The organism is Nitratireductor rhodophyticola (genome assembly GCF_019891355.1).
Lineage (GTDB): Bacteria > Pseudomonadota > Alphaproteobacteria > Rhizobiales > Rhizobiaceae > Nitratireductor > Nitratireductor rhodophyticola.
Genome location: NZ_JAHSSF010000001.1, coordinates 624,637 through 647,438 on the forward strand (window position 1 = coordinate 624,637; position 22,802 = coordinate 647,438).

Here is a 22,802-nt window from a genome sequence, read left to right on the forward strand (position 1 = left end):
CTCAGTCAACAGAGAGGACGTCAACAATGAAGAAACTCGTTATGGCTCTTGCCGCAGGCGCTGCGGCCATCGCCTACGGTGCGGCGCCCGCCGCGGCGCAGGACAAGACCAAGGCCTGCTGGATCTATGTCGGCCCCATCGGCGATTTCGGCTATTCCTACCAGCATCATCAGGGCCTGCTCGATGTCGAGGAGCATTTCGGCGACAAGGTCGAGACGGCCTATCTCGAAAGCGTTCCGGAAGGGGCGGATGCCGAGCGCGCGCTCGAGCGTTTTGCCCGCTCGGGGTGCGACATCATCTTCGCCACCTCGTTCGGCTTCATGGATCCGGTGCAGAAGGTCGCTGCGAAGTTCCCCGACATCAAGTTCGAGCACGCAACCGGCTTCAAGCGCGATCACCCCAATGTGGCAACCTACAATTCGCGCTTCCACGAAGGTCGCTATGTGCAGGGCGTGATCGCAGCAAAAATGTCGGAGAAGGGCGTAGCCGGCTATATCGCCTCCTTCCCGATTCCCGAAGTGGTGATGGGCATCAATGCCTTCATGCTCGGTGCGCAGTCGGTCAATCCGGATTTCCAGGTCAAGATCGTCTGGGCCAACACCTGGTTTGACGCCGGTAAGGAAGCCGACGCGGCCAAGGCGCTGCTCGATCAGGGCGTCGACATCATCACGCAGCACACCGATTCCACGGCGCCGCTGCAGGTCGCCGCCGATCGCGGCATCAAGGGTTTCGGCCAGGCCTCCGACATGATCAAGTTCGCGCCTGAAACCCAGCTGACATCCATCGTCGATGACTGGGGCCCGTATTACATCGAGCGCGTCCAGGCCGTGATGGACGGTACGTGGGAACAGCAGGATGTCTGGGGTGGCATGAAGGACGGCCACGTCGTCATGGCGCCCTACACGAACATGCCCGACGATGTGAAGGCGGCGGCCGAAGCCATCGAGGCCCAGATCAAGGATCAAGGCTTCAATCCGTTCACCGGCCCTGTCTACAAGCAGGATGGCACACTTTGGCTTGAGGAAGGCCAGGTCGCACCCGACGGCGAAGTCCTGAGCATGAACTTTTATATCAAGGGCATCGACGACAAGCTGCCGAACTGATCAAGACGGTATCCACATTTTCGGAAAAGGCGGCTTCGGCCGCCTTTTTGCATTTGCGGGGATGAAAACCGGAACATGCTGACGGTATCCTGTCAGGAGGGGCCTGATAGGGTGCGGCATAGAGTAGGAGAAAGCCCGATGTTGACATTCTATCATGCACCCTGGTCGCGCTCTTCAAGCATCCTCTGGCTCCTGGAGGAGTTGCAGGTCCCCTATGAACTGGAGATGATCGACATCCGCGCACGCGGCGGCGTGCCGGAGAGCTATCGTTCCATTCAGCCCAGCAAGAAGGTTCCGGCCATCGTCCATGACGGGCAGGTGGTGACCGAACGCGCCGCCATTACCATCTATCTTGCCGACCGATATTCGCAGGCTGGACTGGCACCCGCGGTCAATGAAGCGGATCGCGCGGCCTATCTGACGGCTCTGGTCTATTGCGATGCCGTTTTTGATCCTGCCATCTGCGCGCATGTGCAGGGGCTGAAATATGAGAGCAACGAATATCCGTTTGGCACCTTCGCCGACATGCTGGCTTACGTCGAACTGCGGCTTGCAAACAATTCCTATGCGGCAGGCGAGCGTTTCACCGCTGCCGATACACAGCTCGCATCCGGGATCAATTACACCATGAACATCCTGCGCGCCCTGCCCGAAAAGCGTGTCTTCAAGGACTATCTGGCGCGGGTGGAATCGAGGCCCGCCTATCGCAGGGCACAACAGCTGGACGCGGAGCTTGCCTCCAGCGTGCCGTTCTTTTCCGGTCAGGAGGCATAGAGTATCGGACCGAAAAGTGGAAATGGGCCCTGGAGCCCATTTCTCACGACTTCACGGCGTTCTCCAGCAGCGTCTCGATGAAACGCGGAAGGGCGAAGGCTGCCCTGTGGTGGGCAGGCGTGTAGTAACGTGTTTCAATTCCCGCCATACGCTCCATGAGCGTCTCCTCGCTGACTGCGAGAGAGGCGGGATTGTCGGTCGACCAGCCAAGCGTCATGTGCCCACCAAAATAGGTGGGGACGGAAACGAGGTAACAGGTGGCGGTCCCGAACACCGAGGACAACCCCTTCATCGCCTTCGAAAACTCGTCGGGCTGGAGGAAGGGGACACCGTTCTGAGAAACCACGATGCCGCCCGGGCGCAGGATGCGTTTCAGGTTCCTGTAAAACTCGGTCGTAAACAGAACCGCGCCGGGCCCGGTGGGATCCGTGGAATCGACGAGAATTACATCGAAGCGCCTGTCGGTTTCCGCAGCAAAAACCGCTCCGTCGGCGATCTCGACCCGGAAACGCGGGTCGTCGAAAACGGGCGCGTTGAAGTCGGCAAAATGCTCGCGTGAGAAGTCAAGGACAGACGCATCGATCTCGACCTGGGTGAGGGTGCCGACACGCCTGTGCTTCAGCACCTCCTCTGCGAGGCCGCAATCGCCGCCGCCGATGATCAGCACATCGGCGGGGCTTTCGTGCGCGGCAAGCGGCACGTGCGCAAGCATCTCATGATAGATGAACTCGTCGCGGCTGGTGACCTGCACCGCACCATCGAGCACCAAGACCTTGCCGAAGACAGGGTTACGGATCAGCGTAAGCTGATGATGTCCCGTTCCCTCCTCGTAAAGCACCTCTTCGGCATCGAAAACCATGCCGACGCCGTCATGCAGGGTTTCCGAGATGGTTTTGCGCCCGCTCACGCGTTTCGTCCCCGAAGCAGCTCGTTCACATCCATCCGGCCGGGAGCGAAGGCTTCCTTCAGCACATCGATGCAGCGTTCCGGCTGCGCGTCGCCGCACATGAAGATGTCCAGCGCTGCATATTGCCGCTCGGGCCAGGAATGAATCGAGATATGGCTTTCGGCCAGAACGGCAACGCCGCTTATCCCGCCATTCGGCTCGAACGGGTGCAGATGGATATGCAAAAGAGTGGCGCCGGCTGCGTTCACGCAGTCGATCAGCGTCTTCTGAATATAAGGCAGATCGTCCAGGCGTTTGGCCTCGAACAGATCCACGATGAAATGAGAGCCGGCGCACAAAACGCCGTCTTTCTCGATAAAGTGATCCTTGTCGTCGCAAGCCGCAGATGCGGGCTGCGCGGTGATGCTTTCTTCCTTTTGGGCGGTGTTCAGTACAACTGAATCCATCCCCAATTGGAAAAGGGCGTCTTGAGACATGGCGTCCTCTCCAACCAGCAGATGCTCAACCTGATCATTCAGGAGTGTGCCCGTATATATGCAACGAAACCGGGGACGCAAGCACAATCACACGCATCATGGCGGACATTGAGGCCTCGCAGAGAAAGCCTCAAGATTGCGCAGGACCACAAATCCGGGTGGCAAGATGCGTGCGTCTTCATGATATTCCGCGTTCGTTACAAATATAAACGCCACCCTTATTTCATAAAAAATTGCAACCTCTCGAGATCAATTTGTTGTAAACAGGAGTTCACTTTAATATTACAAACGAATATTGATCATAGCTTTTATTCATGGCTGATATTTTTTCTGAGTGGTTAAGAACCAATCGCGTTGATGATGCCTTTCTCAGGCGTAACCTGACGGATCATGCGCTTCCGATTTTTCTGACGGGCGCTGGGGCATCCGGTCGCAGCATGCCTCCGGAAACAAGCGCTGAGGCAGCGTGGGAGATGGCCGCACAAGCGCTGACTGCGGGTATTCCCGAACTGTCGCGGCTGATTCGGTTCGTGCAGACGCGGGTGCCGAGAAGTTTTGAAGTGCAGCAGGGCAGGGATGGTCGTGCCTTCACGTACGACCGGGGCGACCGGGGCGACCGGGGTGGCCGGGGGCGAAAGACGTTGCCCTTTGTGAGTTGTCCGTACCGCGGCACGGCTTCCGACATCCTCACGGTCGCGCACGAATTTTCCCACGCCCTGCAGATTGTCAGCTCCGGGCGTTCCACCATGCCGCCTTTATCCCGTGAAGTCTGCGCGTTCGTCGGCGAGCAGCTTCTGTTGGGCTGGGTGCGTCAGGCTCGACCGGCGTTATCGCCATATCTGGAAACTGCCTGGTTAACCGATAATTCCCGCTATCTCGGTACGGATCTACAGTCACTGAAAACCGCTCTGGAATCCGGAAGCGACACCTACGATTACGCATGGAACTACCCGATTGCGCGTCTTCTGGCGCAGTCGATTGGTCAGGAATGGACCAGAAAGAAAATCGCCGCGTTATTCAGAAGCGGCGAAAAGGCCCCGTCTCTCCTTAAAGATTATCACGATCGCCCGCGCATTCTGCAGCAGCGCTACGTTCTGCCTGGCATGCACGATGCGGACGGGACCGTTGCCGGTCTCTACCGCCAGATCGGTGGCCTTTTGTTACTCGACCTTCAGGATATGGATGCAGGCGCCGTCGATCGCTCGATTGGCGACCGCTACGCACGGCTGCTGCAGTCCATGCAGGACCGAAGCGTTTTTCTGGCACTCGATCGTCAACAGGTGCCGCTGGGGTACGTGCTGTGGCAGCGCGACGGGGAGGGCAAGACAGTCCACCTTGAGCATCGAATAGCCTGCAGGCAACGGCTTCCGGATCTGCTCGCGTCTCTTGAGAGCCACTGTCCGCAGGTCGCCATGGAGCTCCGGCACGCAAAACCAACCGATTCATCATGGGGGATCAGGCAATGACGGCCGTGGATCTGTATTCCGGCATTGGCTATGCCCTGGAGCTTCTCGCTCGCTCCGAGAACCATCGCGCCTTCTCCGTCGAGCGCTATCTCGACGTGGAAATCCTGCCCCCCCTCCATCTTGGCCAGGCGCGGTTTTATCTGACGCCGGACGGGATACCCACGGGCTTCGTTAGCTGGGCGCTTTTGGATGAAGACACCGAGCGAGCCATCCTGCAGAGCGGTCGCGCACTCGCATTCCGCGAATGGAGATGCGGCGACCGCCTGTTCTTCAATGACTTCATCGCTCCCTATGGTACGGCGCGTGAAATCATTGCCGATCTGAGACGCAATATTTTTCCCGGCCGTCGTGCAACCAGTGTGCGCAGAAATACCGATGGCGCTCTTCGAACCGTCAAATACTGGAAGAGTTCCGCGTAAGCCGAACATCCGGGCCTTGAGGCATTTTGCAGGTCTCCCACAGCCCGGGACGAATGCCCTCGATGCGTTTCTCGTATCGGGTGCATGCCGGTGAACATTATTCACCGGTCAAACCGCCGGTTATCCGGCTTCATACTCAAAAGCACATTTGAAATAGGGATATTGGAAATGTTTGAAGATTTTCAGATCGATAACCCGGGTATTGATACGCCTGTGAGCTTCGGCGGCGGCGGAGAAGCAGTCCGGGGTCTGGGACACACCATCGGTGCAGCCATCGGTTCGGTTGTCGGCGGAGCGATCGGTGGCTTCTTCGGAAGCGCGCCAGGGGCTGAAGTTGGCGGTGTGGTCGGAAACACCGTCGGCGGGATTATCGGCGACGCGATCGAAAGCGCCGTCGCCTGATCCTCAGTCGCGATAGAAGACATCGCCTTTCGCGGCGATGTCTGCACTGAACGGGGTCGGGGGCCTGAACGCATCAGGGCCCCGACTGCCGGATACCCGATCAGCAGGTCTCCACATGACACAACGCCTTCAACCGACCGATCAGGGCGTCCCCCTGTCCTGGTTCGCAACGACGTTGCGCAAACATATTCCGCTCTATGCGGAGCTCACCTTTCTGGCCGTCTGCGTTCGAACGATCGGGCTGCTTGAGCCGTTTGTTTTTCAGGTTGTCATCGACCGGATATTGCCGTTCCAGCGCGAAGCGTCTCTGATCGTGGTGGTGGTTGTCATGGTCGGCGCCAGCCTCTTTCAGGTCAGTTTCAACCTGCTCGCGGCCTTTCTGGGTATCTCTGTTGCCAACCGCCTGACTCTGGAACTGGGCACACGGCTGTTCGATCATCTCTTCCGCCTGCCACTACAGCACTTCCGAAGATGGCCTGTGGGCGAAACCCTGTCCCGGATCGGCGAGACGGACACCATTCGCGCCTTCCTGGTGGGACTGACCACCGGTGCGTCGCTGGATCTGTTCTTTACTCTGCTCTACATCGCGGTTCTTCTGTCGATCTCGGGGCAATTGACCGTGGTCGTGGCCGTGGCGCTGCCGCTTCAGGCGCTTCTTTATCTGGGGTTCGGGCCCGTGTTGCGAAAGCGCCTGCGCGCGCAGTTCGATGCGGGTTCGCGCCATCAGGCTCGGCTGGTGGAAAACCTGTCCGGCATGACTGCGGTAAAGGCGCTCACCGCGGAGGGCGCGATGCTGTCGCGTCTGCGCCAGACACTCTCCCAGACCCTCCAGGCTTCGCGCCGTGTCTACACGATGAACGCCGTCAGCGGCCAACTGGCCATGCTGTGCGAGAAAGGCGTCTTCATCGGTGTGATCTATGTCGGTGCGCAGCAGGTCTTTGCCGGCGATCTGACGCTCGGGCAACTCATTGCCTTTCAGTTGATTGCGGAGAAGATCGCCGCGCCCATCGCCGGCTTCTCCAAGTTATGGCAGGACTGGCAGAACCTTCGCGTCTCGCGCCAGCGACTGGGCGACATATTGAGCAGCACGCGTGAGCCTTTCGGCGAGAAAAACAGGCTCCCCGCCGGACTTGAACCCCTGCTGGAGTTTCGCTCCGTTTCTTTTGCCTATGCGGTCGATCAACGACCGGTTCTGGACGGGGTCGACCTCCTCATTCCGCCGCACTCATGCACCCTCGTGGTCGGGCCATCGGGGGTGGGAAAGTCAACATTCGGACGCCTGGCTGCCGGTCTGGAAGTGCCGCAGGGCGGCACCATCCGCTTCGGTGGCGAGGACCTTTCGGAATTCGAACCGGAGAGCGTCCGGTCGCAGATCGTCTATGTCCCGCAGGATCCGTATCTCTTTTCGGGAACCCTGCGCGAGAACCTTCAGCTTCGATGTGCGGAAGCCACCGACGCGATGCTGCGCGAAGCGCTGGTCGTGGCGGCGGCGGATGACCTCGTTTATCGGCTGCCGCTGGGCCTCGATACGCCGGTCGGAGAGCAGGGGAATGCCCTGTCGGGCGGGCAGAGGCAGCGCATCGCCATCGCCCGCGCCGTGCTTCAGAACCCGGCCGTCCTCATACTCGACGAGCCGACCAGCGCGCTCGATGAGGCGGCACAGAGCCGGATGGTGAGTGAACTGATGCGGCTCAGGGAAAAGATGACGGTCATCGTCATCACCCATCGACCGGACGTTTTCTCGCAGCGGGATCGCATTATCGATTTTGGTACGGGAGTTGCTCATGCGGATGCTTGACGAACCGGGCGGCTCTTCACCGACATTGCATGTTACCGTGCTGTTCAGCATGGCGGTTTTTGCCATCATCCTGATCGCTGCTTGCATCCTGCGCGTCGAGGTGACCGCCCGCGGCACTGTCCGGATCGTCCCGCTTGATCGGGTGCAGGTGGTGCAGGCCGAATACCCCGGCTCCATCACCCGTATCCTCGTGCGTGACGGGGTGGGTGTGAAGAAGGGCGATCTGCTGCTGACGCTCGACGCCACCGCCGCCGTGGCAAAGCAGGCAACGCTGGTTGAGGAAGAGGTTCGGCTCAGGCGCGAGACTGTGCGGCTCGCCGCTTTTCTGTCGCGTCTCGCTGAAATGCGGGATGGCGGCTCGCCGACACGAAAATTCGATGCCGGCGATCTTCTGCCCGGTGGTGAAGATGGCGATGAAGAGGCCGCGCAGGCACGCCTGCTTGCCGCCGAACTCAACGACTTTACCGACGGGCTGGCCGGTGCGGATGCACGCATCGACGTCAATCGCAAGGCGCTGGATGTCCTTCTTGGACGGGTTGAGCAGGCAGATGCAGCGCTGGCGGTGCAGGAGGAACGGCTTCAGGCGGCGGAGAAGCTCATGGATCGCGGCATTTCCTCCCGCGAGGCGTATCTCAAGGTCCGTGCGGCTTATGACGACCTTCAGGCGGAAAAACACGTGGTCGAGCGCCAGATCGCCAAAACGAGAGCTGAGGCGTCCGTACTGAAAACCGAGCGGGCAGGGCTCTTCAGCGCGAACCAGAACAGGGTCATGCAGCGACGGGACAAGATCGATGCCCGGCTGGCTGCGTTGCGCCAGGAACGCAGGGCACTGGACGAACGGATTGCGGCAGCGGCGCTAAAAGCTCCGGTATCGGGAACGGTCGAACAACTTGCCGTGTCGACAATCGGCGGCGTGGTTCAGGCCGGCCAGGACCTCATGCGGGTGGTGCCGCAGGACAGTGAGCTTGAATTTGAAGCGCTGTTTTCCAATCAGGACAGCGGCTTCCTCAAGGTCGGACAAAGTGCGCGCATCCGGCTCGATGCCTATCCTGCCGAGCGATTTGGCTCGATGATGGCCGTAATCACCGATATCGCGACCGATTCGATCGAACTCGGAGCCAGCGGCCGCTGGGGATTTGTCGTGCGCTTGAAGCCTGAAAGCGATGCGCTGCAATCGCCGTCAGGTCGTCTTGCGCTGCGTCCCGGGATGACCGGCAATGTCGATGCGATCACCGGCGACCGGCGCCTTATCAGCTACTTTCTGGCACCAATCACGGCACAGTTCGGCCAGAGCCTCGGCGAACGTTGATCCGGTCTTCGGGATCGTGCCTCAAAGTCCGCCGCCGATGGCTTCATGCGCCGGCTTGTTGTATTGCTTTGGCCGGTCTGACTGATTGGGGGAACGATGACAGACGGAACGGTTTTACTGGAAAACACGGAACTGCGCGTTCGCGTATCGCCGCGTTACGGTGTGATTCTTGACGGATACCACCGCAACGGGCATCCGATCCTGCGGCCATTCGCCGGGGAGGAGGGGGCGTTTGGCCCGACCGATGCGGCCTGCTTTCCGATGGTGCCCTTTGCCAATCGGGTCGGCGGAAATGCCTTTGAGTATGAAGGCCGCACATACAGGTTTGAACCCAATGATGTGCCGCCCCTCTACCTGCATGGCGAAGGCTGGAAGAGCGACTGGACCGTCACCGAGCGTACCGCGCATTCCGTAGCAATCGACATGCAGCGCGAGGGCGACGCGCAATCACCCTACACCTACAGGGCGACACAGCGGTTTGCGCTTGATGGCAGCCAGCTTACAATCTCCATTGCGGTGGAAAACAGGGCGCGCCACGCCATGCCGTTTGGCCTTGGTCTGCATCCGTATTTCCCCCGGACACCCCGGATGACCCTGCAGGCCCGCGCACGATCCTGGTGGACGGAGGACGACTACCACGTTCCTGATCGAAACGAACCGCTGCCCGATACGGTGGATTTCTCAAAGCCGCGCCTCCTTCCGGATCACGGGCTCAACAATTGTTTCGAGGGATGGGATTGCAGGGCCGGTGTGGTCTGGCCCGAACATGGTCTCAGCGCGACCATCGACACCGACCCCGTCTTCTCGCGCTACATGCTTTTTTCACCGCCGCCGGACTTTGCATTTCTGTGTTTCGAGCCCATGAGCCACACGGCCGACGGTTTTCATCATCCCGATTTCGGAGGCCTACAGCGACTCGCGCCGGGCGAGACGATGGGCGGAAGCATGCGCCTGACGGTGAAGGAGAGCGCGTAACGACGGGCAGGGTATGCGCGCTCTGTCTGCTCTTGCCCCGGTTCTCGAATGGATTGTGTGTCGCCGCGCATCACGAACAGACATTCCCCACACCGCATTTCCTGTTTGAACAGGGGGAGAGAGCACAAGAAGGGAAAGGGCTTCGTGCGCGCATTTTCGTATCGAACCGCTCGCAAGCCGCACTTCAAACTTGAACCCACCCCGCCACATCAGAAGATCGCATAAGATAGATTATGGAACTTATCGACATTGAGCTATTAGATGTCCGGCAGAGCACTGCCGGTGTCGTTTACACCGCAATATCGGCCTTCTGCACACCTGCCGCCGTGAAAAGCGCACCCGGCTCGGCAGAGAAAACGGCATCGTGCGCGCCGGCCGCAGCCCAGACAAGATCGAAACCCGCCAGGCTCTCGTCGCCAAAGCGCGCAACCTCGTCGGGCTGTCCGAGTGGCGATACGCCGCCAATGGCGAACCCGGTGACGTCGCGGATGTGCCGTGGGTCGGCGCGTTTCAGGGTTTCGCCGACCAGTGCCGATGCCTTGGCGGTGTCGAGCTGGCGGCTGCCGGAAACCAGAAACAGATAGAGTTTCTGGCTCTGCTCGCCCTGAAAGATCAGCGATTTGACGATCTGCGCGACACTGCAGCCGCACTGGCTGGCCGCTTCCTCGGCGGTTCGGGTCGATTCACCCATCCGCTTGACCTCGATTGCCAGTCCGGCAGCTTCGGCGGCCGCCTGTACGCGTTTGATGCTCTTGCTCATTCCGTGTCCTCCTCAATGGGCAATTCGAGCACCATGCCGTCAAAGGCCGGCTCCACGTGATCCGGCGTCTCCCGCAGCACGGTTTCATAGTCGAGCGGTATGTGCATGTGTGTCAGAACTGCGCGTCGTGGTGACAGCCGCTCGATCCACTCCAGCGCTTCCCCGAGCGAAAAGTGACTTGGGTGCGGCCGGTATTGCAACGCATCGATAATCAGCGTGTCCGCGCCCGAGATCAGCTCCGGTGTGTCGTCCGGAAATGCGCTGACATCGGGACAATAGGCAAGACCGCCAATGCGATAACCGAGTGAAAGAATGTCGCCATGTATCTGAGGCAGCGGCTGAAACAGAAGCCGCCCGCCAGCGCCGTCGATCGAAAACGCCTCTTCGTGGTTGATTGGATGCGCCTTCAGGATCGGCGGATAATTGCTGCCCGGCGGCGTTTCGAAGCAATAGCCGAAAGCTTCTCTCAGACGTTCCAGCGTCGGCTTGTCCGCGTAGATGTCCATCAGTTGCCGCTGGTTTAGGACATAGCCGCGCAGATCGTCGATGCCGTGAATATGGTCGGCATGGGGGTGCGTGTAGACAGCCGCATCCAGCCGGTCGACGCCGGCAGCGATCATCTGCTCGCGGAAATCCGGTCCCGTATCGATGACGACCCGCGTTATCCCGCCATTTTCCGAGATGCGTTCCACCAGTGCCGCACAGCGCCGACGCCGGTTTTTGGAATTGGCGGGGTCGCAGGCTCCCCAGTCACCGGTGATGCGCGGCGTTCCTGGCGAAGAACCACATCCCAGGATCGTCAGGCGCAGAACATCGCTCACCGCGCCGCATCCCGTGGCACTTTCCTGAAAAGACGGAAGAAGTTCTCTGTCGTCAGATCAGCCGTCTCTTCATCGGAAAGTCCGATGGTCTCCGCTAGAACATGCGCCGTATGTGCGACGAAAGCCGGTTCGTTGCGCTTGCCGCGCTTTGGCACGGGGGCGAGATATGGCGCATCCGTCTCGACCAGAAGCCGGTCATGCGGCACGGTCGCCGCGATGTCGCGCAGTTCCTGCGAGTTGCGGAAGGTCAGAATGCCGGAGAACGAAACGTAGCCGCCGAGTTTCACACCCGCCTGCGCCAGTGCTGCACCGGAGGAAAAACAGTGCAGAATGAAGGGGAAGGCCCCCTTCCCTGTTTCTTCTTCGAGAATTTCGATCATGTCGTCATCGGCATTGCGCGCATGGATGACGAGCGGCAGACCTGTCTGGCGCGCGGCCTCGATATGCGTGCGAAGGCCCTGCGCCTGTGCCTCGCGCGGCGCCTTGTCATAGAAGTAGTCGAGCCCCGCTTCGCCGATGGCCACCACCTTCGGGTGTCCGGCGAGGCGCACGAGCTCATCGGATGTCACATCGAGTTCCTCATCCGCATTGTGCGGATGGGTGCCGACGGAGCAGAAAACGTTCTCATGCGCCTCGGCAATCGCCAGAATCCGGTCGAACTGACGCACACGGGTCGAGATGGTCACCATAAGCCCGACGCCGGCTTCGCCCGCGCGCTCGATGAAACCGGCCCGGTCCTCCTCGAAATCGGGAAAATCCAGATGGCAGTGGCTGTCGACCAGCATCCCTATCAGGCTCCTTCGCCTTCCGTTTTCGGCTCGACATAGCGTGGAAAGACCGGCTGCGGTGCCGGTAGCGCGCTGCCGGAAACGAGCGCATTCTCTTCGCCAAGATGCGCAAAGGACCGGGCGTCCCCTTCCACGGCCAGCAGGTCGAGCAGCTTTTCAGCAGAGCCCGGAATGAAGGGCTGACAGAGAATGGCCACACGGCGCACCAGTTCGGCGGTCGTATAGAGCACGGTCTGCATGCGCGCCGGGTCTGTCTTTTTCAGCGCCCAGGGCTCCTGCCCGGCGAAATAGCGGTTCGCCTCGGCCACGACGCCGAAAATCGCGCCGAGCGCCTGGTGCAGAGCCTGCGTTTCCATGGCTGTGCGTGCCGTTTCAAGCGCCTCGCCAGCGCGCGCCAGAATTGCCTGATCGGCCGCATCAAGCGTGCCCTTCTCGGGAACCTGCCCGCCGCAATTCTTGGCGATCATAGACAGGGAACGCTGCGCAAGATTCCCAAGATCGTTGGCCAGATCCGCATTGGTGCGGTTGACGATGGCATCGTGGCTGTAGCTGCCATCCTGCCCGAAAGGCACTTCGCGCAGGAAGAAGTAGCGCACCGCATCGAGCCCGTAATGCTCAATCAGCGCAAAGGGATCGACCACATTGCCGACCGACTTCGACATCTTCTCTCCGCGGTTGAACAGGAACCCGTGCGCGAAGACGCGCCTGGGCAGCTCGATCCCTGCCGACATCAGGAATGCCGGCCAGTAGACCGCGTGGAAGCGCACGATGTCCTTGCCGATCACATGCACGTTGGCGGGCCAGTAGGACCAGTTCTGCGCATCCGTGTCGGGATAGCCCGCAGCGGTGATGTAGTTGGTGAGCGCGTCGACCCACACATACATCACATGCTTTTCGTCGCCCGGCACCGGAACGCCCCAGTTGAATGTCGAGCGCGAGATGGAAAGGTCTTTGAGGCCCGAGCGCACGAAGCTCATCACTTCGTTGCGGCGTTCGGCCGGACCGATGAAGTCCGGATTGGCCTCGTAATGGGCAAGGAGCCTGTCCTGATAGGCGGAGAGGCGGAAGAAATAGGTTTCCTCCTCGTTCCATTCCACCGGTGAGCCGAGCGGCTCACGGCGCACGCCATCCTCGCCGACCGTCGTTTCGCTTTCGTCGAAATAGGCTTCCTGGCGCACCGAATACCAGCCCGAATAACGGTCCAGATAGATGTCGCCATTGTCGGCCATTTTCTGCCAGATGGCCTGGCAGGCGCGATGGTGCCGCTCCTCGGTGGTGCGGATGAACTGGTCGTTCGAGCCGCCCAGCGCGGCAATCATGTCGCGGAACACGGCGGTGTTTCGGTCTGCGAGCGCCTGCGGCGTGATGCCTTCCTTGTCGGCGGTCTGCTGCATTTTCAGCCCGTGCTCGTCGGTACCGGACAGAAAGAAGACATCCTTGCCGTCAAGCCGCTGGAAGCGTGCCATCGCATCCGTCGCGATCACCGTGTAGGCATGACCGATATGCGGCTTGCCATTGGGATAAAAAATGGGCGTGGTGATGTAATACTTGTCGCGGGCCATTGGGAAGAACGTCCAGGAAACACATTGCTTGATGACGCCCAGATAGCGCATCGCGCATGCGCATGCCAGCCCAACCAGCGTCTTCAGGCGTTGAATGCGGCATTAAGCTTCGCGGCAATGCCTGCAGCATGCTGCTTGCGGTCGAGGTTGAAGGTCTCCGCATCGCGGATTGCCGTGTTTATCTCGTCCCAGAGGTCAGCAGCCGCGGCAGCACCCCTTGTGTCACCTGCTTCGGCCCGCGCCGCGGCGTGCCGATTGATCATATCCAGAACCGCACGGTTGAAGATCGAGAATTGAACGTCCCGGTCGCGCCCGCTGACCGCTTCGCCGAGGCGCAGTGCTTCGGCGGCGTCAAAACTGCGGCCGGTGACCAGTTTCTGCAAAACATCGGCGATTTCGGCACCGCCAAACTGCGATAGGAGAATCGCATTGCGCACGCTGCCCTGCGCGCGTGCCGCAATCTCTTCGTCGCTGCCCGCTTCCGCCGCCCCGAATTGGCGCAGCAGACCCGCGAGGTCGGGCGCGTCGAGTGGTTGAAGCCGAACGATCTGGCAGCGCGAACGGATGGTCGGCAGAAGCCGCCCGGGCGAGTGGGCTATCAGAATGAACACCGTGCGCGGCGGTGGTTCTTCCAGGCTTTTGAGCAGCGCGTTGGCGGCGCTGACATTCAGGTCGTCGGCCGGATCGACAATCACGACCCGATAGCCGCCATCGTGTGGCGTCAGGGAGAGAAACCGCTGGATACGGCGGATTTCATCCACCGTGATGACGGTCTTGAATTTCTTGTCCCGCTCCACGAAGGGCCGCGTCAGGTGCAGCAGCGAGGGATGCGCGTCCTGCGCGATCAGACGGAAGGCCTGCCCTTTGGGGTCCGGAGCGGAAAACCGGGCAGGCGCGCTCTCCGCCTGCGGGTGGGAGAATAGATGATTGGCGAGATGAAAGGCGAGCGTTGCCTTGCCGATACCGGGCGGGCCGGCAAAAAGGAGGCCGTGATGGAGTTTCCCGGCCCGGTAGGCGCCGGCCAGCATGTCGGCCACCCGCTGATGCCCGACCAGAATCGGGTTTTCCGAAGGCTCGGGTATGTCCGGCAGTGTATCGAAGCGCTCGGGTGCCGTCCGCTCAAGCATCAGGCCTGCCTCCGTTCGCGCCCGGTCTGTCCCCTGACCATGGCCTGTTCGACGGCGCGCTGAATGGCTGCGGTGACCCTGTCTGCCGGCATGGATGCGTCAACCACAACACAGCGTCCCGGTTCCGCCCGGGCGATTTCGAGGAATGCCTTTCTGCGGCGGCGATGCGTTGCCAGCGCTTCCTTTTCAAAACGGTCTGGCGCGTCGGTGCCGCGCCGTGCGCCGGCCCTGCGCAATCCCTCTTCAGGATCGATATCGAGGATGACGGTCAGATCCGGCACCATGCCGTTCACGGTGACACGCTCGAGCTCGCGCATGAAACCGTCATCGAGATTGCCTGTAACCCCCTGATAGACGCGCGAGGAATCCAGAAATCGGTCGCACAGAACGACCGCTCCCCGCTCGATTGCCGGGCGGATCACCTGCTCTACGTGGTCGGAACGTGCGGCCGCAAAAAGGATCGCCTCCATCGCCGGTCCAAACGGCTCCGCTGCGCCTGACAGGAGAACATGCCGGACGGCTTCGGCTCCCGATGAGCCACCAGGCTCACGCGTGATGATCACGTCGTGTCCCTGATCACGCAGGCTGGCAGCAAGCTGCGTGATCTGAGTCGATTTTCCAGCCCCCTCGCCTCCCTCGAATGTGATGAAGAAACCGCGAGACAAGAGACCTTGTTCCTTTTTCACCTTTCGTGCGGCGTCATTGCCGGACGCAACCTACTTAGAGCATCGGACCGAAAAGTGGAAACCGGTTTTCGGATTATCCCGATGTCCCGATCAGGAACGGTATTTTCGCAGCCAGCCGATCAGCAACTCGCCCATTGCGTCCAGTGCCCGGTCTGGCAGACCACCCTCCTTCACGCTTTCAGCGGCGTAGAGAGGCGTTTCCTGGCTCAGCGTGTCGCCGATCCATACTTTCAGCGTGCCGACCTGCATGCCCTCCTCCACGGGAGCCGGAATCGGTCCCTGATAGACGATGCGCGCGCGCAGCCGATCGGCATTGGTGATCGGGCGAAAGATCGCGATCGGTCCGTCAGCCCGCACGGCAAGCTCCGCCCTGTCACCGCCGAAAACCGAAACCCGGCCAACTGTTTCGCCGGCTTTGAAAAGTTCGATCTTCTCAAAAGCGCGAATACCCCAGTCCAGCAGTTTGCGGGCTTCCTCGGCCCGTTCGCTCTCGCTCGACAGTCCGCTCATCGCTGCGAAGAGGCGGCGGCCGTTGCGGTTCACCGCCCCCACAATGGCGTAGCCGGAAGCCTCCGTATATCCGGTCTTGAGGCCTTCGGCGCCAATGTTCATACGCAAAAGCGGGTTGCGGTTGCGCTGCAGGATCTTGTTCCAGGTGAAGGATTCCTGCGCGTAATATTTGTAGAACTCGGGGTATTCTTTCTGCAGATGCATTGCCAGCGCAACCAGATCCCGCATGGTGACATGCTGCCCCTCGGCGGGCAGGCCCGTGGCGTTGACAAACACGGAATCCGTCAGGCCGATCTTGCGTGCCCGCTCGGTCATCAACTGGGCGAAGTTCTCTTCAGAACCCGCCATGCCCTCCGCGATGATGATACAGCCGTCATTGGCGGATTGCACGATCACGCCCTGTATCAGCGCTTCAAGAGGCACGGAGGACTTGATCTCCGCGAACATGGTGGATGTTCCAGAAACAGCCCCGCCGGTGCGCCAGGCGTGCTCGCTGACATAGAACGCGTCACTCAGGGAGAGCCGCCCGCTCTTGATCGCATTGAAGACGACCTCCATCGTCATCAATTTCGCCAGTGATGCCGGCGGTATGCGCTCATCGGGATTCTTGGAAAAAAGTACAGTGCCCGTTTCGGCCTCAACGAGAAATGCCTGCTTCGCCCGGGTTTCAAACAGCTGAGCCATGGCTGCCTGGCTCGCAAGGAGCGTCAGACCGAAGGCAAAAAACAGTATCTTTTTGAACGCGGCAAACACGTCGACGCCCCCAAGCGCAGGAAAACTTCCTGAATCTAGCGGTATGAGAGCGTGAAAATCAACCGTTGCGGCGCAGTTTGCCGCCGGCTAACGAACGATGAAAGCGTCCTCGGCACCCGTTGCCCAGGCAGCCTGCAACAACTGGTCGATCCGGAATTGAGCCTCCGGCGTTACCGTCAACGCGTAGTGAACCACACCGGCTTCGTCGGATACGGTTTCGATACGCGTTTTGCCATATGAGGCCAGTTCGCGAGCCCGCGTCTCGGCTTCTGCTTTCACCGTCCAGGTGCCGACACTCACGAAAGTGTCCGGCTCTGCGACGGGCCCCGGCAGCGCCCCTCCGTTTTGCCTGCGCCACCAGCGCGCAACGTCCTGCGAACGGGGGTCTGCGCCCTGCAGAACGCTGTCAAATGCACCCGCTGCAGCGCTGATCCGCTGATCGGCATAGGACAGTGCGGCCACATCCTGCGGGACACCCTCGAGCGGCAGCGTACGCGGACGGTCAGGGATAATCGGACCGGATGCCGGCAGTTCAAACGTTGCCGATGCGGCAATCGGCTGGGGCGGCGTCAGGCCTGGCTGGCTGGCGAAGGCATCCGCAGCCCTCACGCCCGGGAGGGTGGCGGTCGGTGTCGGGCCGTTCATCGCCACCATCACACCGGTCGGCAGGCCGTCGGAGGGATCGGGTGCCGCGCCGCCCGGCCGGTAGGAGGCCAACAGATATTCGTCATCGCGGCCTTCCAGCGGAGCAGGCCCCACATATTCGACCTTCACCTCGGCCACGCCGGCGCTCTGATAATCGAGAAGCTGTGCGGCGCGCTTTGAAAGATCGATGATGCGGTTGTGTGCAAAAGGACCACGGTCGTTCACGCGCACCAGAACCGAATTGCCATTGTCCATATTGGTGACGCGCGCGTAACTCGGCAGTGGCATGGTCGGATGCGCCGCCGTCAGATGCGTCATGTCATAGATTTCGCCATTGGCCGTCAGCCGGCCGTGAAACGCATCGCCGTACCAGGAAGCCGCACCGATCTTTTCGTAGTCGGGGTCTTCCTTGGGGCGATACCACTTCCCCCTGATCTGGTAAGGCTTTCCGACCTGATAGCGTCCACCGCCTCGGCGCAGGTTCGATGTTTTTGTCGCGACCCGCGGGCTGGCCTTCACGCCATATTCGGATTCGGCGAAATACTCTTTGGATTTGCTCTTGCTGACGGCCACCTTCGGTGTCGTCGAATTGCATGCCGAAAGCAGTGCCGCGCATGCGGCAATGGCGATACCGGATGACAAGCGACGGACCGTCATGCGGCGCGCGACAATCGAAAAATTCATGCGCCCGCATCTCCCCCGGGCATCGAAATCTCGTTCATGATCGCGAGATATCCCCACTCATCAAAATTACCGGAAACGAGGCGTTCCAGTCTTGAACAGTACAGGATGCCCTCCGCACCCTGCCCCGAAATACCTTAGCAAGCTGTTAATCATTTGTGGCAGCAAAGGGGCAAATCGCCAAAATTGCGACAGGCCATGGCATTTCTCGTCGCTGGTTTAGTGTGACAGCGACAAAAACGCAAATGACGGCACCGGTGCCTGCCGTCACAATCACATGCGGGCCAGTTCCTCGCTCACTATCCTCTGAACCAGTCTTATGCGGGGGCTCGCCTCCAGTCCCTGATGGGTGATGAGCCAGATCGGCACCGTGATTCCGGGCAAATCGAGCGGCAGGCGCGTCACCTCGGGGGTGCGCTCGGCCACTTCGCGCAGCATGGCGGCAACACCGAGACCCTGCCGGACCATCTGCCAGACGGCGATCCCGGAGTTGGAAAGCAATCGGAAATCCGAAACGCCAATGGGGATGCCCATGCCGTTCAGGTAAGCCGTGTAGCGTTCGACATCCTCTATGCCGATAAGGTCGGAATGCGCCAGTTCATCCACGCTGCGCGGCAGGCCATTGCGCTCGACCCAGTCGTGAGAAGCGTAAAAATGCGCTTCGGTGTCGCGCAGGCGCTGCCCGACCAGCCTCTCCCGGTCGGGAGCGACGTGGCGGATCGCAATATCGGCCTCCCGCCGGTGCAGATCGCTCAGATCGTTGGAGGCCACGACCATCACGCTGAGTTGCGGTGCCTCGAGCCTTATGCGGTCAAGAATTTCAGGCAGGACATAAGCGGAAAACGTATCCGTGGCCGAGATACTGACCCGCCCGGTCAGTGCCTGCACGTTTCCACTTGCAGCCAAGGAAAATGCATCTGCGGCGTCGCCCATGCGCTCGATGTGCTCAAGCAGGGCTGAGCCCGTCGGGCTCAAAGACAGCCTCCGTCCAATCCGCTCAAACAGTTCAACGCCCAGTTCCGCTTCAAGGGCGATGATCTGCCGCGAGAGCGTCGGCTGGGTCAGCGAAAGATGCCGGGCCGCAGCCGAGAGCGACCCCAGCGTCGCCGTGGCGTGAAATGCACGCAGAAGGTTCCAGTCCAATGCTTTCATGCATTTACGTATATATATCGTGCCGATTTAATCAATTGTCGCGCCAGATGCATATGCTAGGCTCTGGCCGATCAATCTGGAGCCTCGCATGACGGCAATTTCGGACGCCCGTTTCTGGGACAGGACCGCCAGAAAATACGCCGCATCGGCTGTTGCCGATCCGGAAGGATACGAGCGCACGCTGGCGCGCACGCTCGGCTTCCTCCAGAAAAACCACAGCGTGCTCGAACTTGGCTGCGGCACAGGGACAACCGCCCTGCGCCTGGCGCATGCAGCCGGCTCTTACCTAGCCACTGACATCTCCGAAGCGATGATTGCCATCGCCAGCGACAGGCTGCGGGAAGCCCCCTGTCCCGGCCTGGCTTTCCGTCAGGCTGTCGCGGAGGATTTTTTGGCGGGAGATGACCGCTTCGATGTCATCCTTGGGTTCAACTACCTGCATCTCACGCGCGATCCCCGGGCCACGCTGCGCACCATCCGCCGGCTGCTCATGCCCGAGGGGATATTCATTTCCAAGACCCCGTGCGTCGGCGAGATGAACCTTCTGATCAGGCGTCTCCTGCTGCCGGCCATGCGAGCCGTCGGCAAGGCGCCGCATGTGAGTGTTTTTTCCGTCAATGAGTTGAAACAGCTCATGAGCGACGAGGCCTTCACCATCGCTGAACTGGAAAATCACGCCAGCAAAGGTTCGAAGGCCCGCCCCTTCATCGTGGCCGTGAAAGCCTAGCAAGCCGAATGTTTGGGCGCCCTGCCCGTTACGACCGGGAAGAAGGGCCCGACGCGAGCCCGCGTCCTGCGCTCCATGTCCGCCTGCATGCAAATCAGGCGAATTGCGCGAGGCCGTGGCCGACAGACCAGTTCTCTTTCGCGGCCTCGATGATGTTGATGAACACATCCTCCGGACGGATGCCCGGGTGTTCGCCGAGAAGGTCTGTGGCCCGCCGGAAGAACGCCTTTTTCTGGTCCAGGGTGCGCGTGTCGAACACAAGGATCTGGATGTAGACCAGATCCTCGCTCCGTGCGACGCCAAACGCCGCGCCATGGCGGAAATTTGCGACATCATGCTCGGTAATGGTCATGAACTGGTCGTCTTCCGGCACCGCGAGTGCGTCGCGCATCGCACTGTAAAGGCTGTCGAGGATCGCCTGTCTGTAGGCTTCCGGCTTTCCAGCGCGCAGTGAGATGTTGAGACGTGGCATGGTGATCCTTTCCATCTGGTTTGGACAGGACACTAACCGCTGCCGATCTATTTATGTATGGTATTGCTTCTTATATCAATGATAACATATCTAAATGATAACACGCACCCTCGACATTGATTCCGTCCGTGCCTTTCTCCACATCGTCGAGCTTGGCAGTTTCACCCGCGCTGCCGAAGCCATGAGCACGACTCAGGGCGCGATCAGCCTCAGACTGAAGCGGCTGGAAGACCGGCTCGATTGCCGGCTCATCGAGCGGACGCCGCGTTCTGTGCAGCTTTCGGCACGGGGCGCGGCCTTTCTGGAACGGGCGCGGGAGCTTATGGAAACCCATGATCGTGCGCTCGCTGCGTTCGCGACCACTCGCCAGCGGCTCACCATAGGCATCAGCGACCATGTTGCTGGGCCGGAACTTCCCGCACTCATCGCGCGCATGAACGCGCAGGACCCGCATTTGCTGATAGACATCCGCATAGGATCGTCGGGCGACCTGCTTCAAAGCTTCGACCGGCGCGAGCTCGACGCCGCCCTTGCCCGTCTGCATGTGGGACGCGGCGACGGAGAGGTTATCGCTGAAGAAAAGTTCGGCTGGTTTGCATCGCCGGGCTGGCAGCATCGCGCGGGCGAGCCCCTGCCGATCGCCACAATGCCAGAGCCCTGCGGCGTACGCACCATGGCGAGCCGGATTCTTGACGAGGCGGGCGTTGCTTGGACGGAGACATTTGTCGGCGGCGGTGTTTCGGCGGTCTCGGCGGCTGTTGTGGCGGGTCTGGGCATTGCCGCCCTTTCTCCACGCATGCTGCCCTTGGGCGCGGTCGATGTGGGCCCCCGGCTCGGCCTTCCCGATCTGCCCCGTTTGCCGGTTCTGCTCCATTCGAGAGTTACCGACGACCGATCCCGGGAGGCCCTCGCCGCCCTGTCCGCTGCTTTTCGGAGCGCGGTGCGGGGGTAGATTGGCGTGAAACGCGACGGTTGACGGAGGGCTGTGATGAAACGGGGAGCTGCGTCTGCGCTATAGCCCCCTAGAATTGACGCAAGAGCGAGTGGCCACAATGCGGTGAGAAGCGGAATGTCTGGTTCTGCCAACGATCGGCGTTAGCGGACCCATTCCGGATGAGGAGCAAGGTGGCGCACCTGTGGATTATGCTGCAGCCCGAGACTCCGATCAACTACTGCCATTATACTGAGCCATTCATTTAAGGATGGAAGGCCGATGTCGGGCAGCGATGAGTACTATTTTTGGGGAAGACTACCTCACTTCACCTATTACTCGCGCCGAATAACAAAAGCCGGTGAGACGAACATCCCACCCAAGCGGTTTATTCATCGGGTGGTAGAGGGCAAGGGGGGAATTATCGCGGTGAGAGAAGGCAAGGAAGTTGTACTACGCAAAAGCCGTGCTGGCCGTTACCAGTTTAAGGCGACGCTGCATGAGGACAGCCAAAAGATCAGTACGCTGACTTTCCAGAAATGGAACAGCAAGGACATGCCCTACGCCGCCGACTCCTTCCCTCTCTATGGCAAGGAAATTGACGAGCTTCTGTCCTTCATCAAAACCTGCGAGACCATGATTTTCGTGGATGAGGATGGTGGGAGGCTCTCCGACCGCGCGCACATTCAGTCGTCGTTCGACCGGCGCCAGATTGCCAAGGTCCTGATTGAAGACCCCGCCCTCCTGAATGCGGTGCTTGAGACGGATGTGCAGGCCCAGGAAATCTACAGCCTAGCGCTCCGCAAGAAGGAGCTGGTGTACTTCAAACGGATGCTGGACGACGAGGATTTCCGCGAAAGCGAGAAGCTAGCCTGCCACGGTCGCATGGAGGATGCTTGGCAGGCCTTCTTCGAGCGGAACACATGGATATTCGGCTACGGGCTCTCCTATGTCCCGATGGACAAACTGGACGGTCAATCACTCAAAGCGAGGGTCGCCGGCTATAACGTAACCGGCCGGGGAAAGGAGGTAGACGGTCTCATGAAGACCGTCGCCGCCATCAATTCACTCTGCTTTGTTGAAATCAAGACGTCGGAAACCGAGTTGGTGAGGGAATACCGGCCCGGCGTCTTCGCCCCGAGCATCGAGATGGCTGGCGCCGTATCCCAGATTCAAGTCACCGTGCAAAGAGCGCTTGAGGACCTCACGGAAGTGCACAGGCCCAACCATCCTGACACCGGCGACCCGACCGGCGAAACCTTATTTCAATTCCAGCCCCGCTCGTTTCTCGTCATCGGTAACCTTGGAGAGTTGGACAGCCCGAATGGGGCGAACAAGGACAAATTTAGGTCGTTTGAGCTGTTCCGTCGCTCCCTTCGTTGGCCTGAGGTGATGACGTTCGATGAGCTCTACGCGCGGGCCAAGTTCATCGTGGAGGACGCCGAAGCGGCGGCTGAGTAATTCATATCGGTCTTGGCAGCATACTCAATGATGCCATTCCTCAAATCGTGATGCCGCTTTCGGGAACCCGCAGAAGTCAATTGAACGACCGCTACGA

Annotated in this window: 23 protein-coding genes; 11 read left to right on the forward strand and 12 right to left on the reverse strand. The window is 60.3% G+C overall.

What is annotated here, in order from left to right; genetic code table 11:
- The first annotated feature begins 26 nt into the window (after nucleotides 1-26).
- Nucleotides 27-1,103, forward strand: a complete 1,077-nt coding sequence (locus KUG85_RS02920) for a BMP family ABC transporter substrate-binding protein (protein ID WP_223004064.1) — start codon at nucleotides 27-29, stop codon at nucleotides 1,101-1,103.
- Between the two features lie 138 nt (nucleotides 1,104-1,241).
- The gene (locus KUG85_RS02925; RefSeq protein WP_223004065.1) at nucleotides 1,242-1,877 is read left to right on the forward strand and encodes a glutathione S-transferase family protein; all 636 of its coding nucleotides are present in this window, start codon (nucleotides 1,242-1,244) and stop codon (nucleotides 1,875-1,877) included.
- Nucleotides 1,878-1,920: 43 nt separating this feature from the next.
- Here KUG85_RS02925 and speE read toward each other — a convergent pair whose 3' ends face one another.
- The gene (gene speE, locus KUG85_RS02930; RefSeq protein ID WP_223004066.1) at nucleotides 1,921-2,784 is read right to left on the reverse strand and encodes a polyamine aminopropyltransferase; all 864 of its coding nucleotides are present in this window, start codon (nucleotides 2,782-2,784) and stop codon (nucleotides 1,921-1,923) included.
- Nucleotides 2,781-3,260: an adenosylmethionine decarboxylase gene (speD, locus tag KUG85_RS02935; protein ID WP_223004484.1), complete on the reverse strand. Its 480-nt coding sequence runs from the start codon at nucleotides 3,258-3,260 to the stop codon at nucleotides 2,781-2,783. The genes speE and speD overlap by 4 nt, the downstream gene beginning before the upstream one ends.
- Before the next feature lie 314 nt (nucleotides 3,261-3,574).
- Between speD and KUG85_RS02940 the strand changes: the two genes are divergently transcribed.
- The 6 genes from KUG85_RS02940 to KUG85_RS02965 all read left to right on the forward strand — a co-directional run bounded on the left by KUG85_RS02940 (nucleotide 3,575) and on the right by KUG85_RS02965 (nucleotide 9,629).
- Entirely contained in the window at nucleotides 3,575-4,726 is a 1,152-nt protein-coding gene (locus tag KUG85_RS02940) for a hypothetical protein (RefSeq protein WP_223004067.1), read from the forward strand.
- Nucleotides 4,723-5,145 carry a toxin-activating lysine-acyltransferase gene (locus KUG85_RS02945; RefSeq protein WP_255606233.1) on the forward strand — a complete coding sequence of 141 codons (423 nt, stop codon included), beginning with the start codon at nucleotides 4,723-4,725 and terminating at the stop codon, nucleotides 5,143-5,145. The genes KUG85_RS02940 and KUG85_RS02945 overlap by 4 nt, the downstream gene beginning before the upstream one ends.
- An 84-nt stretch (nucleotides 5,146-5,229) precedes the next feature.
- Nucleotides 5,230-5,547 carry a glycine zipper domain-containing protein gene (locus tag KUG85_RS02950; protein WP_255606234.1) on the forward strand — a complete coding sequence of 106 codons (318 nt, stop codon included), beginning with the start codon at nucleotides 5,230-5,232 and terminating at the stop codon, nucleotides 5,545-5,547.
- Between the two features lie 115 nt (nucleotides 5,548-5,662).
- Nucleotides 5,663-7,345, forward strand: coding sequence for a peptidase domain-containing ABC transporter (locus KUG85_RS02955; protein ID WP_223004068.1), 1,683 nt, complete (start codon nucleotides 5,663-5,665; stop codon nucleotides 7,343-7,345).
- On the forward strand, nucleotides 7,332-8,654 hold the full coding sequence (locus tag KUG85_RS02960; RefSeq protein WP_223004069.1) for an HlyD family type I secretion periplasmic adaptor subunit: 1,323 nt from the start codon (nucleotides 7,332-7,334) through the stop codon (nucleotides 8,652-8,654). Before KUG85_RS02955 ends, KUG85_RS02960 begins: the two co-directional genes overlap by 14 nt.
- A 96-nt stretch (nucleotides 8,655-8,750) precedes the next feature.
- Complete coding sequence (locus tag KUG85_RS02965; protein ID WP_223004070.1) at nucleotides 8,751-9,629, forward strand: aldose 1-epimerase; 879 nt, start codon at nucleotides 8,751-8,753, stop codon at nucleotides 9,627-9,629.
- Nucleotides 9,630-9,918: 289 nt separating this feature from the next.
- On the opposite strand, the gene KUG85_RS02970 is transcribed toward KUG85_RS02965, so the two are convergent.
- The 9 genes from KUG85_RS02970 to KUG85_RS03010 all read right to left on the reverse strand — a co-directional run bounded on the left by KUG85_RS02970 (nucleotide 9,919) and on the right by KUG85_RS03010 (nucleotide 19,114).
- Nucleotides 9,919-10,389, reverse strand: coding sequence for a YbaK/EbsC family protein (locus tag KUG85_RS02970; RefSeq protein ID WP_025029416.1), 471 nt, complete (start codon nucleotides 10,387-10,389; stop codon nucleotides 9,919-9,921).
- Complete coding sequence (locus KUG85_RS02975; protein WP_223004071.1) at nucleotides 10,386-11,210, reverse strand: MBL fold metallo-hydrolase; 825 nt, start codon at nucleotides 11,208-11,210, stop codon at nucleotides 10,386-10,388. Before KUG85_RS02975 ends, KUG85_RS02970 begins: the two co-directional genes overlap by 4 nt.
- Nucleotides 11,207-11,995, reverse strand: a complete 789-nt coding sequence (locus tag KUG85_RS02980) for a TatD family hydrolase (protein ID WP_065815326.1) — start codon at nucleotides 11,993-11,995, stop codon at nucleotides 11,207-11,209. The genes KUG85_RS02975 and KUG85_RS02980 overlap by 4 nt, the downstream gene beginning before the upstream one ends.
- Before the next feature lie 5 nt (nucleotides 11,996-12,000).
- Nucleotides 12,001-13,560 (reverse strand): methionine--tRNA ligase, encoded by a 1,560-nt coding sequence (metG, locus tag KUG85_RS02985; protein ID WP_223004072.1) that lies wholly within the window; start codon nucleotides 13,558-13,560, stop codon nucleotides 12,001-12,003.
- Between the two features lie 83 nt (nucleotides 13,561-13,643).
- Nucleotides 13,644-14,687, reverse strand: a complete 1,044-nt coding sequence (locus KUG85_RS02990) for a DNA polymerase III subunit delta' (RefSeq protein WP_223004073.1) — start codon at nucleotides 14,685-14,687, stop codon at nucleotides 13,644-13,646.
- Complete coding sequence (tmk, locus tag KUG85_RS02995; protein ID WP_223004074.1) at nucleotides 14,687-15,352, reverse strand: dTMP kinase; 666 nt, start codon at nucleotides 15,350-15,352, stop codon at nucleotides 14,687-14,689. Before tmk ends, KUG85_RS02990 begins: the two co-directional genes overlap by 1 nt.
- A gap of 111 nt (nucleotides 15,353-15,463) precedes the next feature.
- Nucleotides 15,464-16,567 carry a D-alanyl-D-alanine carboxypeptidase family protein gene (locus KUG85_RS03000; RefSeq protein ID WP_255606235.1) on the reverse strand — a complete coding sequence of 368 codons (1,104 nt, stop codon included), beginning with the start codon at nucleotides 16,565-16,567 and terminating at the stop codon, nucleotides 15,464-15,466.
- A gap of 156 nt (nucleotides 16,568-16,723) precedes the next feature.
- A complete protein-coding gene (locus KUG85_RS03005; RefSeq protein WP_223004076.1) occupies nucleotides 16,724-17,965 on the reverse strand; it encodes a septal ring lytic transglycosylase RlpA family protein in 1,242 nt (413 codons plus the stop codon).
- Nucleotides 17,966-18,235: 270 nt separating this feature from the next.
- A complete protein-coding gene (locus tag KUG85_RS03010) occupies nucleotides 18,236-19,114 on the reverse strand; it encodes a LysR family transcriptional regulator (protein ID WP_255606236.1) in 879 nt (292 codons plus the stop codon).
- 88 nt (nucleotides 19,115-19,202) lie between these two features.
- On the opposite strand from KUG85_RS03010, the gene KUG85_RS03015 reads away from it, so the two are divergent.
- Entirely contained in the window at nucleotides 19,203-19,841 is a 639-nt protein-coding gene (locus KUG85_RS03015) for a class I SAM-dependent methyltransferase (protein WP_223004077.1), read from the forward strand.
- Between the two features lie 94 nt (nucleotides 19,842-19,935).
- Here KUG85_RS03015 and KUG85_RS03020 read toward each other — a convergent pair whose 3' ends face one another.
- On the reverse strand, nucleotides 19,936-20,313 hold the full coding sequence (locus KUG85_RS03020; protein WP_223004078.1) for a tautomerase family protein: 378 nt from the start codon (nucleotides 20,311-20,313) through the stop codon (nucleotides 19,936-19,938).
- Between the two features lie 94 nt (nucleotides 20,314-20,407).
- On the opposite strand from KUG85_RS03020, the gene KUG85_RS03025 reads away from it, so the two are divergent.
- Together KUG85_RS03025 and KUG85_RS03030 are read left to right on the forward strand one after the other, a co-directional pair.
- Entirely contained in the window at nucleotides 20,408-21,265 is an 858-nt protein-coding gene (locus KUG85_RS03025) for a LysR family transcriptional regulator (protein WP_223004079.1), read from the forward strand.
- Nucleotides 21,266-21,526: 261 nt separating this feature from the next.
- Nucleotides 21,527-22,705 (forward strand): Shedu immune nuclease family protein, encoded by a 1,179-nt coding sequence (locus KUG85_RS03030; RefSeq protein WP_223004080.1) that lies wholly within the window; start codon nucleotides 21,527-21,529, stop codon nucleotides 22,703-22,705.
- Nucleotides 22,706-22,802: the final 97 nt, after the last annotated feature.

What these genes read in the sequence shown, in the direction of transcription:
- KUG85_RS02960 (WP_223004069.1), top strand. Translation starts at nt 7,332, where the DNA reads ATGCGGATGCTTGACGAACCGGGCGGCTCTTCACCGACATTGCATGTT.
- KUG85_RS03000 (WP_255606235.1), bottom strand. Translation starts at nt 16,567, where the DNA reads ATGGCTCAGCTGTTTGAAACCCGGGCGAAGCAGGCATTTCTCGTTGAG.
- KUG85_RS02970 (WP_025029416.1), bottom strand. Translation starts at nt 10,389, where the DNA reads ATGAGCAAGAGCATCAAACGCGTACAGGCGGCCGCCGAAGCTGCCGGA.
- KUG85_RS02920 (WP_223004064.1), top strand. Translation starts at nt 27, where the DNA reads ATGAAGAAACTCGTTATGGCTCTTGCCGCAGGCGCTGCGGCCATCGCC.
- KUG85_RS03015 (WP_223004077.1), top strand. Translation starts at nt 19,203, where the DNA reads ATGACGGCAATTTCGGACGCCCGTTTCTGGGACAGGACCGCCAGAAAA.
- KUG85_RS02945 (WP_255606233.1), top strand. Translation starts at nt 4,723, where the DNA reads ATGACGGCCGTGGATCTGTATTCCGGCATTGGCTATGCCCTGGAGCTT.
- KUG85_RS03025 (WP_223004079.1), top strand. Translation starts at nt 20,408, where the DNA reads ATGATAACACGCACCCTCGACATTGATTCCGTCCGTGCCTTTCTCCAC.
- metG (WP_223004072.1), bottom strand. Translation starts at nt 13,560, where the DNA reads ATGGCCCGCGACAAGTATTACATCACCACGCCCATTTTTTATCCCAAT.
- KUG85_RS03030 (WP_223004080.1), top strand. Translation starts at nt 21,527, where the DNA reads ATGTCGGGCAGCGATGAGTACTATTTTTGGGGAAGACTACCTCACTTC.
- KUG85_RS03020 (WP_223004078.1), bottom strand. Translation starts at nt 20,313, where the DNA reads ATGCCACGTCTCAACATCTCACTGCGCGCTGGAAAGCCGGAAGCCTAC.
- KUG85_RS02940 (WP_223004067.1), top strand. Translation starts at nt 3,575, where the DNA reads ATGGCTGATATTTTTTCTGAGTGGTTAAGAACCAATCGCGTTGATGAT.
- KUG85_RS03010 (WP_255606236.1), bottom strand. Translation starts at nt 19,114, where the DNA reads ATGAAAGCATTGGACTGGAACCTTCTGCGTGCATTTCACGCCACGGCG.
- KUG85_RS02925 (WP_223004065.1), top strand. Translation starts at nt 1,242, where the DNA reads ATGTTGACATTCTATCATGCACCCTGGTCGCGCTCTTCAAGCATCCTC.
- KUG85_RS02990 (WP_223004073.1), bottom strand. Translation starts at nt 14,687, where the DNA reads ATGCTTGAGCGGACGGCACCCGAGCGCTTCGATACACTGCCGGACATA.
- KUG85_RS02955 (WP_223004068.1), top strand. Translation starts at nt 5,663, where the DNA reads ATGACACAACGCCTTCAACCGACCGATCAGGGCGTCCCCCTGTCCTGG.
- KUG85_RS02965 (WP_223004070.1), top strand. Translation starts at nt 8,751, where the DNA reads ATGACAGACGGAACGGTTTTACTGGAAAACACGGAACTGCGCGTTCGC.
- KUG85_RS02950 (WP_255606234.1), top strand. Translation starts at nt 5,230, where the DNA reads ATGCCGGTGAACATTATTCACCGGTCAAACCGCCGGTTATCCGGCTTC.
- speD (WP_223004484.1), bottom strand. Translation starts at nt 3,260, where the DNA reads ATGTCTCAAGACGCCCTTTTCCAATTGGGGATGGATTCAGTTGTACTG.
- KUG85_RS03005 (WP_223004076.1), bottom strand. Translation starts at nt 17,965, where the DNA reads ATGAATTTTTCGATTGTCGCGCGCCGCATGACGGTCCGTCGCTTGTCA.
- KUG85_RS02980 (WP_065815326.1), bottom strand. Translation starts at nt 11,995, where the DNA reads ATGCTGGTCGACAGCCACTGCCATCTGGATTTTCCCGATTTCGAGGAG.